Raw genomic sequence first — 9,518 nt, 5'->3', positions numbered from 1 at the left:
CACCAAAGCACTCGCCGCCGGCCGGGCCTGGGGACAACAGATCCCCCCACTCACGGCACGGCGTGCCAATAAGGTCGGACCAACAGCAGCGATCAACGACCTCGTCAAGGTACTCGACGAGCTCGGGTTCGCACCCGAGCGCCGCCAATCCGGCGGCGAAAAACAAATCGGTCTGCGGCACTGCCCGTTCCTCGAGCTCGCGGAAGCCCGAAGCAATGTGGTCTGCCCCATACACCTGGGGATCATGCAGGGGGCCCTGAACAACTGGGATGCACCCCTTACCGTCAACCGACTCGACTCGTTCGTTGAGCCCGATTTATGCCTGGCCCACCTGAGCCCGGCTGAAGCCACCAGGTGAGCATCGGGCCGGCGATAGCCGTCGCGGTTAGCTTCGTCTGGCTCGGCATGGTCGTGGCCATCTCGTTTCTCGAGGCGCCGTTGAAGTTCCGGGCACCCAACGTGACGCTGCAGATCGGGCTCGGGATCGGTCGCCTCGTTTTCCGTGCGCTCAATACCATCGAGGTCCTATGGGCCGTCGTCATCGGGTTGGTCATCGCGACCAGCTCGCTACCCACGAATGCCATCGTCGCGGCCACGATCGCATCCGCCGCGTTGGCCTTCCAGCTGGTGGCGGTGCGGCCTTTCCTGAACCGTCGTTCCGATCGGGTGCTGGCCGGCCAGAGTGGGCCACGATCACGGGGTCACTACGTCTACGTCGGCTTCGAGACGATCAAGGTGACCGCTTTGCTCGCGGCCGGGATCTTTCTGCTAATCGGGTGACGGCGTCCGCTGTTACGGCCCTGCTGCGGGTAAGCGACCCGCACATTGAAGGAACGGAACGCAATTGATGCAATCCATCTCGCTGAACAGGCTGGCCTCGAAAGTGCTGGCCCAGGCGCGGCAGGCGCACGGTGGCCGCGCTGCGCACACAATCCACGGTGGTCGCGCGCTCGAATTGCGGCAAACCCTGCTGGCCCTGGTTGGCGGGCAGGGGCTGGCCGAACACGACAGCCCAGGTGAGGCGACGCTGCAGGTTCTGCAGGGTCACGTGTGCCTCACCACCAGTGACGACATGTGGGAGGGCGCGGCGGGCGACTTCGTCACGATCCCTTCACAACGGCATGCTCTAGAAGCCGTCGAGGATTCGGTCATCATGCTGACCGTCCATAAGAGCTTTCCCTCGCAATAGCCGACCCCTCGAAGGTATCGACTTTGTGGCCGCGCGGTGTCGGTCGGCCGGTGCGCTCGCATGGCCGGGTCACCTGGTGTGCGAGCAGATTAACGACTTGCAGGCAAGTTCTTAGGCGTCGTATCTGTTAAGCGCCGCGCCAACCGTTAGGCGGCAGGGACGGCACCGCGTCGGCCCTACTTGGGCGCGCCGTCAAACGAAACCTAATGCGTGAATCGCAGTTATTAGAATTCCAAGGTTCGCGCTCGTCGTCCTGCCCGCAGCAACGGTAGCGCAGTCGATTCCACCGCTTCGCGCCGATGGACGTTTGTGACTAGCCATGGTCATGTGCTGGTATGCCTGGCCGGCGGTGAGTCGCTGACGGCCCGCGAACTAGCCGCCCGAGTTGGCATCACCGAGCGCGCTGTACAGGCCACGATGAAAAGGTTTGGTCTAGTCCCCTGGCTGGCTAGGTCGCGGCGGGGTGGAGAGATAATGTCTCGCAAGCATGCCAGCTCGACCGTGGTGGAACCCTACCCGTCGATCGGTCGTGCCGATGGTCTTATCGAATGAGACGCTCGGGCAGGGCGATCCGAGGGAAGCCCAGCGGTGCTGTCCTCTTCCGGGGGTTGTGCGTGCGCCGGGACAAAGGGGAAAGCGAGCACCGGAAAAAGCCCGCATATTGCGAAGGCCAGAGGATAGCCAGTCGCGTCGATCAACTCACCGAAGACCGGCGGAGCCGCACCCGCCGTCAGTCGCTGAGTGGTGTTGTGCGCACCCATCGCGCGCCCGCTCCAGAACGGGCCGGCGAACTCAGGGATGGCGGTGAACGCCAACCCGTTGTCGAGCACCGTGATCACCGAGGCGGCGACCATCAGTACGACGGCAGCTGGCCAGCGCAGATGGTCGGTGAGCGCGAGCAACATCATGACCAGCGCGGCTGCGACGGCGATCGTGCGGATTGGCCGCATTCGTGAGCCGACGCGGTCCGACCACCGGCCGGCGGCGATGCGGCCTAACGCGCCGAGCAGCTGTGAGAGGCTGACCAGCGCACCGGCCGAGGCGGTCGACCATCCATGGGCGCGCATCAACCAGACCAGCATGAACGTCAAGACCACCGTCTGCGGCACCATTAATAGCGCCGAGGCGATGTGGATCCGCCAGAGCACCGCCGTTCGGCGGTAGGGGTTGGCCAGCTCATCGCGGTTGGCTGACGACCGTTTATTTCGTGGCGGATCGAGTACCCCGACGAGGCTCGTGACCGCCGACAGTGCGCACACTAGTGCCGGGAACAGCAGCGCCACCGAGAAGTCTCGCTCACCCAATTCGGGCAGTATGGCGGCGCCCAATGCAATACCGAGTGGCTGCGCCGTCTGCCGGATTCCCATGGCGAGTCCCCGCCGGTTCGGTGGAAACCAGCCCGTGACCAGCCGGCCACTGGCCGTGTTGGCGCTCGCCCCAGCCATTCCGCCGAGGAACAGACATGCCCCGACGGCCGGCATGGATTGCACTGATGCGGCGGCGAGAGCCGCTGCCGCGGTCAGTGCCAAGCCCACGCTAAGCACGACCCGCTCGCCGAGCAGGTCCAGCACATAGCCCCAGAGGATAAGGGTGACCACCATGCCCAGGCTCGGCATCGACGCCAACAAGCTGGCTTCGGCGAGGTTGATGCCGTGCTCGGCGTCCAGGGCAGGGATTAGGAAAGCGATCCCGTTGATGAAAACGGTTGCGCACAACGTCGACGTGAGCGCGACGCCCAGCATCGACCAGCGTCGCGCGTTACTGATCGATGCGGTCGGCACCTCTCCATGCTTACCCAAAACCGAAGCCTTTTCCTCCTCCGCGCCGTCATATACAACGATCGGCGCATCACGGTGGTGTCGCTGATCTTCCCGGGAGCTCATGGCGGGAGCCTAATGCCGCGGGTTCGGGTGCAGATGGCCTGACGGTAGCACCGAACGCCTTGCGACACATGCCGATCAACGTCAACGCGCACCTCCCGGAGCGCTGCACGCGCTAACGGCTGCAGTGTCTCCCGCACTAACGTACTCCTATTTGCGAAACTTATTTCGTACTATATAGTTTGCTGTATGACGCGTATCCCCTTCAGGCCCAACAGAACGCGGTGCCCTGCGTTTGCGCTGGCTCTGCGAAAAGTCACCAACGACAGCTAGACAGCGCTGACAAAGTTCATAGGAAACTCAAAAACTCAGGGAGGCAGTAGAAATGGACATCGACCGCATCGCTCACCCGCTTCGCTTGGCCAAGGGGTCCCACCGCCCGGGATCGGGGAAAGGGTGCGCTATGAACGTCATTTCCTACATCAACGGCGACGCGCAGATAACTGACTTTCCTGCATGCTCGGCGCGACCGTTGGCCGTCTTCGTCCAAGCATGCAACGACTTACTGGCTGGACCAAACGGCTACCTCTCGCCGGAGAAGAGCGTGCTCGCATTAGAGCTCGGCTGGCAGACCGTGGGGACCGCAGATGTTTCTGACAGCGTTGTCCACGCCTGGGTAACCGAGCTCCTGAGTAGCCCCACGTGGGGAGTCGTGCGATACGTCAAAATCACTGCAGCCAAAGTGATCTTTGACATTGCTGAGCTTCACCGGCGAGCAGCGTCGGCTGATGTGCCGTCCGCTGCCGAGTGGAGCGCGGCCGATCGCGCCGCACGCCGCGTCGCCGGCCCGCTGAAGTCAGCGGCGCCGGTCGCCGGTTTCTACGCGATCCGGGCCGCATACCAGTCGACCTGGCCGTTAACTGCTGGTAACGGGTTTGCTCTCGATGTCGTAGCGGGCAGCGCCTTGCAGGCTCACTTGCTGGCGGCTGGTGGCGCCGCGTCAGGCCGAATCGTCGAGCTCACCCGAAACGCGATCGACACTTGGCGCCGCCTCACCCAAGAGCAAAACGCCGCCCGCGCCGACTCGGCGCCGATCGACGTCGACCTGCAACTCGTCGGCGTGTCCGCATAAACGCCGCAGACGTGGTATCTGTCAAGCGCCGCGAACGGCGTTAACGGCGGGGTTTACAGCGCCGCTTGTGCCCTGCTGGGCGCGCCGTTTGAGGAAACCGAATGCGTGAATCGCATGTACTACAATGCGAGAGTGCCCGTTCGTCGTCCTGCTCGCAGCAACGGTGGCGCCGGCGATACCACTGATTCGCGCAGGTGGACGTTTCTGACCAACCATAGTCATGTGCTGCTATGTCTGGCCGGTGGTGAGTCGCTGACGGCCCGCGAACTAGCCGACCGAGTTGGCATCACCGAGCGCGCTGTACAGGCCATCTTGAGCGACCTTGTCGAGGACGGTTATCTACGCAAGACGAAAGTCGGCCGGCGCAACGTCTACCGTGTCAATCCTCGTGGCCGCCTGCGCCATCCGGTGGAATCGCATCACACGGTGGGTGATCTGATCGCGGCGCTATCTTGACTAGACCACCAGCGACGGGCCCGGCCAGTCAGCATTCCAGGCGCTATTGGCCCTGGCCGAGTGAATAGCCCGGCTCGCCGGCGAACCGATACAGCCCTTCGGTCTTGATGAAGTCCAGTCCAGCGGCAGCTAGCCGGTCCAGCAGCGAGATGATGTCGCGATGGGTGGCCGCACCCGGCTCGGGGGCTTGAAAGCGGGCACGCTAGTGGTCGGTGCAGAAGGTTTCCGGTAGCCCGTCCGGCCATACCTTGACGCCTCGGTTGGTGATCATCTGCAACTGCAGCCGGCTATCATCCGCGGCAGCACGAAGTGTGGCGGCCAGATCGTCGGGGCTGACCTGGGGGACGTCGAAGAATACGTCGACACCGTCGAGGGTTTTGGTGGCCCGGGGGTACCTGGGCCCCGATGCCGGGCCGACCGGTTCGACCACCGGATAGTCAACCGCGGCCAGCCGCTGCGGCCGTCGACCTAACTGGTTGATCACCACGTCGGTGAAGGCAGTTGTGCCCAATGCCGCGGTACCCGGCCCCGCGATGTCGTAGGTCGCCGCGCCGGACTCCAGGGCGGCCAGCCAAGCATTATGCACCCGCGCGGCGACGTCGCCTTGACCGATGTGGACCAGCATCATCACCGCGGCCAGCAATAGGCCCGACGGGTTGGCCACATCCTGGCCGGCGCGGCGGGGGGCCGAGCCGTGGATCGCCTCGAACATAGCCACCCCCTCGCCGAGATTGGCCGAGCCGGCCATGCCGACCGAGCCGGCGAGTTGAGCCGCGACATCGGACAAGATGTCGCCGTAAAGGTTGGGCACCACCACTACGTCGAAGTTCTCCGGCGCGTCGGCCAGCTTGGCGGCGCCGATGTCGACGATCCAGTGCTCAGCGGCAATCTCGGGGTAGTCGGTGGCCACCGCGTCAAAGACCTTATGGAAGAGCCCATCGGTGATCTTCATGATGTTGTCTTTGGTGAAGCAGCTGACCTTGCCACGGCCATGGCGCCGGGCGTATTCGAAGGCGTAGCGGCAGATCCGTTCACAACCCGGGCGGGTGATCAGCTTAAGGCACTGGGTGACTTCCTCGGTCTGGCGGTGTTCGATACCCCCGTAGAGATCTTCTTCGTTTTCCCTGATGATCACGACATCCATCCCCGGGTGGCGGGTCGGCACGAAGGGCGCATAGGCCACGCACGGCCGCACGTTGGCATAAAGACCCAAGGTCTTGCGCACGGTGACATTCAGCGACTTGAACCCTCCGCCCTGCGGTGTGGTGATCGGCGCCTTCAAGAACACTTTGGTTCGCCGCAACGAATCCCAGGCCTGCGGTTCAATGCCCGCGCTATAGCCGCGCCGGTAGACCGTCTCCCCGATCTCAACTTCTTCGACCGCGAGCCGCGCCCCGCCGGCCACCAAGATGCGCAACGTCGCGTCCATGATCTCGGGTCCTATGCCGTCGCCGCGGGCGACGGTAATGGGTACTGCGGCCGGCGCGGACGCTGCGGCGCGGTCGAACTGGCGTCGCTCAACGGCTTGAGTTGACATGCAATTGCCTTCCCTACCAGGTGTAGCTACGGGAGTATTACGAACTTCATAACATGTATTAGACTACGTGTAAATCACATCGCATATCAAGCACGCAATGTAGTCATGGTTGCGACAGATCGGGAGCGCGCGAGACGCTAGCCCGGCCATTCCGGATCACCAACGCACTATTGGAAGCCGATCCTCAACCGGGAAATTGGCCAGACGACGCCTACCCGCACACAATGGTGTGGTGGGCGAGTCATCGATCCTGACCCTGGCCGATGCCGCGCAGGAGATGGGGGTTCACTATCAGACCGCCTATCGTTGGGTGCGCAAGGGAGTTTTGGCTGCGCACAAGAGGGCGGGCATGTACGGCATCGAGCGCAGCGATCTCGACCGTGTCCGCCGATGGCGCAGCGCGCCCCAACTTCCGCCGCAACGTCGGCAGATCCGCTCATGGGGGCGCCTCTGCGACCGTCTATGCCGAGCGCTCGTGGCTGGTGAGGACACCAAGGCCGAGCATCTCTTCCAAGACCTGGTCAACGCAGGAGTCCACTGGACCGATATCTGCGACCGGCTTATGGCTCCTGCGCTCCGGACAATCGGCGAGGCGTGGTGCCGAGGCGACCTCGAGATCGCCCAAGAGCGGCGCGCGACGTCGATCTGCGCCAGAATCCTCGCCCGCTGGGCGCCGGCGCGGGCGGGTCGTCCGCGCGGGATCGCCGTTGTCTGCTCCCCGCCGAGCGACCAGCATCAACTCCCCGGCCAGATGGCGGCGGCGGTGTTGCGCGATCACCGTTGGCGCGTGCACCACCTTGGTGTGGCAGTACCGGCCGATTCGATCTGCGCCCTGGTCGAGGCCGAAGCGCCGCAGTTAGTCGTCATCAGCATGGCCTGGGAGCCAGCTCTCCCGGAGGCGGAGTCTCTTGTCGAGCGGCTCAGGGGGATCACCCCGAGCGTACTTTTGGGCCGGCCTGGTTCGATGACCGCAGAACTAGTTCGCCGCGCGCAGGGGTGCGCCAGCTGACCGCTCACCGAAGTGGTGGCGGTGTTGACAGGCTCCTCGGTGTCCTTGCGCCAAGCGATCGCTTCGAGACCCTCATCAGCGCGTGCTGGCAAGCGGCAACTCAACGCACGCTAATACAACCTGGGCGCCCATTCAGGTGGTGGCTTTTCGATGAAGACGTGGGCGGACCCGCTGGACAGGCGTCCTAGGCGGTCCGTGGGGTCGTGGTGGCTTGTTTAGCCGAGGTGCCGAGCCGGGCAGCGCCGGTGATCAGCAGGAGGCCGAAGCCGACCTTGGCGAGCAGGTCGATGATGGCGAAGATGGCCACTTCCACCTTCAGGTCGACGACCTTTGTCCCCTCGGTCCCGATCGCCCAAACGATCGGGTAGGTGAACCACAAAGCCGCCAGAACCCCCAGCAGGCGGTCGTACAGGCTGGCGTAGTCGGCGCCACGCTCGCGGGCCGCTGCACGGACCGGCAACACGATCGCCACTAGCACCACAACAAACGCGACGCAGCTGATCGCATACCACGACCACTTCAGCGCATCTTTGGCGGTCAGCGTGGCGATCAAACCGGTGAGGATCATCAGCACATCGGCACCGAGCACGGTACCCACGATCCCATTGCGCTCGCGGGACTGCTCAGCGCTGCGCAGCCGCGGCAACGCCACCGTGATCAGGCCGAGCAGCAGCAGCGGTGTGGTCAGCACCCAGTCGAGGTAGCGTGCGTAGTAGACGGTTCGCCCGCCCACGTCCACAGTGCCTTGGCCATTGGCCATCGCGAAGTAGGCGCAAGCGGCGATAGCGACGATGAACGAGCTGGTCACGACGTGGTGCCTACGTTCGGGAGCGACCGTAGTTCCTAGGGCGACCATCGCCACCAGGCCTGCTGTCATCCCGATCGCGCCAATCCATAACCATGTGGAAATCACGGCCCTCACTCCTCTTCGTCGAGACTTTGTCGCCGATATTCGGAACGCGCACTAGTTCGCAGGCAACACCATCCAGCTTGTTTTAGCATCGTTTAGCATTTGTTTGACGCGAGAAACATATCCCCGTCCAATGCTGCTTGGCAACCGGTTACGACCTCCGATTCACCGAATGCCTGACCCCGCTGCCAAAGCTGATCTGAGTCATTGGAAATGCTGACCGGACATGGCTGCGCGCAAGTGGTCGACACCGGTCCCCGCTGCACGCCTGGCAGGGTTTAGGAGAAGTAGTCGGGTCGACTGACGTAGGTGTCGGAGACGAACATCACCCCGGCAGTGCTGTCGAAGAGTCGTCGCAGGGCAGTGATCAGCGGTGCGGCCTTGTCCGGCGGGACGACGGTTATGAGCAGTTCCAGGGCGGCCTGGTCGTTGAACAGCAGTCGGCCTTGGTGATGGCCGTGATGGCCGAACCCTGACACTCCCGACACCGTCGTATAGCCGGTGGCGCCAGCAGTGCGGATGAGGTCGCGCACCGCGTGGGCGTCAGCGCCGGTGACGACCACTTCGATTTTGGTCATCGGGGTCAGTGTGGGGTGAAGCCGGTTCATCGGTGAGCCTCTTTCATCTCGGGGCTGGTCTGCCAGCCGTCACGGGTGCGCCGTCGCCACGGGTCGCCGTAATCGTCCCGGGCGATCAGCGTGACCCAGTTGTTGTAGAACAAGTGCTGCAGAATTGGGTTGCGGTCGATGATGACGTCGATACGTGCCCGTGGCGCTTGCACGATGACCAGCAGCCGCATCGGTTCGTGGACCAGCTCGTCACCGACGGCCACCGATTGCCAGGGCAGGCCCAGCTGCAGGTCGCCGGTGTGGCCGGCAAGAACCCCGGCATTTCCGACGACGTTGTGGATGGTTTTGGTGCCCGCGCCGAAAACCTGCGGGTCGACGGTGGAGAAGTAGTACTGGTGGTTGATCCACTGGGCAACCACCATGGGCGCGGTCAGGATGGTTTCCAAGGCGGCGCCGCCGGGGTCAGCCGCGGCCTCGTAGGAATGCAGGAACGCGCGCCGGTTCAGGTCGATCCCGACGGTCATGGTGCGTGGTCCGACGATGAAGCAGGCGTTGCCCGCCAAGCCCCATTCGGGGTAGACCTGTGACCAGTCCACTGAGCGGGCACGGATGTGGCGCAGCAGCCGACGCCGCGACGCGGTTTTCGGCGCCCCGGGCAGGATGTCGGCGCGACGCAGGCTCGCCCGGGCCCCGGCTTGGCTCAGGTCGGCGTCGAGCCGGTCGAGTTGGCCGCGGTGGCCGGCCGGCACGAGGTGGCGGTCGAGCAGGGTGATTGTGTCGGTGGCGGTGTCGTGTTCGGCGGCGACGAACCAGGTATCGGTTGGGATGACGATGCCGCGTCCGGCCAGAAAGCTGCGGACGGCCGGGTCGTTGAGGATTGCTGCGGCGGTGCGGGC

At 64.1% G+C, this 9,518-nt stretch carries 9 protein-coding genes and 2 pseudogenes (1 of these 11 running past the window's edge); 6 read left to right on the top strand and 5 right to left on the bottom strand.

The window, feature by feature from the left end; all coding sequences use genetic code 11:
* The 3 genes and pseudogenes from ACFE99_RS00340 to ACFE99_RS00330 all read left to right on the top strand — a co-directional run.
* Positions 1-358: pseudogene (locus ACFE99_RS00340) on the top strand (transcriptional regulator); the annotation flags it as partial.
* The gene (locus ACFE99_RS00335) at positions 355-780 is read left to right on the top strand and encodes a hypothetical protein (protein WP_375481316.1); all 426 of its coding nucleotides are present in this window, start codon (positions 355-357) and stop codon (positions 778-780) included. The pseudogene ACFE99_RS00340 and the gene ACFE99_RS00335, both read left to right, overlap by 4 nt.
* Positions 781-847: 67 nt before the next feature.
* On the top strand, positions 848-1,189 hold the full coding sequence (locus tag ACFE99_RS00330) for a cupin domain-containing protein (RefSeq protein WP_375481314.1): 342 nt from the start codon (positions 848-850) through the stop codon (positions 1,187-1,189).
* A 512-nt stretch (positions 1,190-1,701) separates the two neighbouring features.
* Here the strand turns inward: ACFE99_RS00330 and ACFE99_RS00325 are convergent.
* Complete coding sequence (locus ACFE99_RS00325; RefSeq protein ID WP_375481367.1) at positions 1,702-2,931, bottom strand: MFS transporter; 1,230 nt, start codon at positions 2,929-2,931, stop codon at positions 1,702-1,704.
* A gap of 541 nt (positions 2,932-3,472) precedes the next feature.
* On the opposite strand from ACFE99_RS00325, the gene ACFE99_RS00320 reads away from it, so the two are divergent.
* Together ACFE99_RS00320 and ACFE99_RS00315 are read left to right on the top strand one after the other, a co-directional pair.
* Entirely contained in the window at positions 3,473-4,141 is a 669-nt protein-coding gene (locus ACFE99_RS00320; protein ID WP_375481312.1) for a hypothetical protein, read from the top strand.
* A gap of 132 nt (positions 4,142-4,273) precedes the next feature.
* Positions 4,274-4,597, top strand: a complete 324-nt coding sequence (locus ACFE99_RS00315; protein WP_375481310.1) for a helix-turn-helix transcriptional regulator — start codon at positions 4,274-4,276, stop codon at positions 4,595-4,597.
* A 43-nt stretch (positions 4,598-4,640) separates the two neighbouring features.
* Here the strand turns inward: ACFE99_RS00315 and ACFE99_RS00310 are convergent.
* A pseudogene (locus tag ACFE99_RS00310) lies at positions 4,641-6,134 on the bottom strand (NADP-dependent isocitrate dehydrogenase).
* Positions 6,135-6,366: 232 nt separating this feature from the next.
* Here ACFE99_RS00310 and ACFE99_RS00305 point away from each other — a divergent pair.
* Positions 6,367-7,143 (top strand): cobalamin-dependent protein, encoded by a 777-nt coding sequence (locus tag ACFE99_RS00305; RefSeq protein WP_375481308.1) that lies wholly within the window; start codon positions 6,367-6,369, stop codon positions 7,141-7,143.
* Between the two features lie 184 nt (positions 7,144-7,327).
* On the opposite strand, the gene ACFE99_RS00300 is transcribed toward ACFE99_RS00305, so the two are convergent.
* The 3 genes from ACFE99_RS00300 to ACFE99_RS00290 all read right to left on the bottom strand — a co-directional run.
* Positions 7,328-8,056 (bottom strand): bacteriorhodopsin, encoded by a 729-nt coding sequence (locus ACFE99_RS00300; protein ID WP_375481306.1) that lies wholly within the window; start codon positions 8,054-8,056, stop codon positions 7,328-7,330.
* A 275-nt stretch (positions 8,057-8,331) separates the two neighbouring features.
* Positions 8,332-8,631 (bottom strand): DUF190 domain-containing protein, encoded by a 300-nt coding sequence (locus ACFE99_RS00295; RefSeq protein ID WP_375481304.1) that lies wholly within the window; start codon positions 8,629-8,631, stop codon positions 8,332-8,334.
* A gap of 26 nt (positions 8,632-8,657) precedes the next feature.
* Positions 8,658-9,518: the final stretch of a DUF2309 domain-containing protein gene (locus ACFE99_RS00290; RefSeq protein WP_375481302.1), read on the bottom strand. Its footprint extends 1,692 nt past the window's final position; the window shows 861 of its 2,553 coding nt (coding positions 1,693-2,553); the start codon falls outside the window, past its right edge; the stop codon is at positions 8,658-8,660.

Origin of the sequence: uncultured Mycobacterium sp., assembly GCF_964249325.1 — a bacterium.
Taxonomy (GTDB): Bacteria; Actinomycetota; Actinomycetes; order Mycobacteriales; family Mycobacteriaceae; genus Mycobacterium.
The sequence above is the reverse complement of the archived record's forward strand: the minus strand, read 5'-3'. Positions and strand labels throughout refer to the sequence as shown.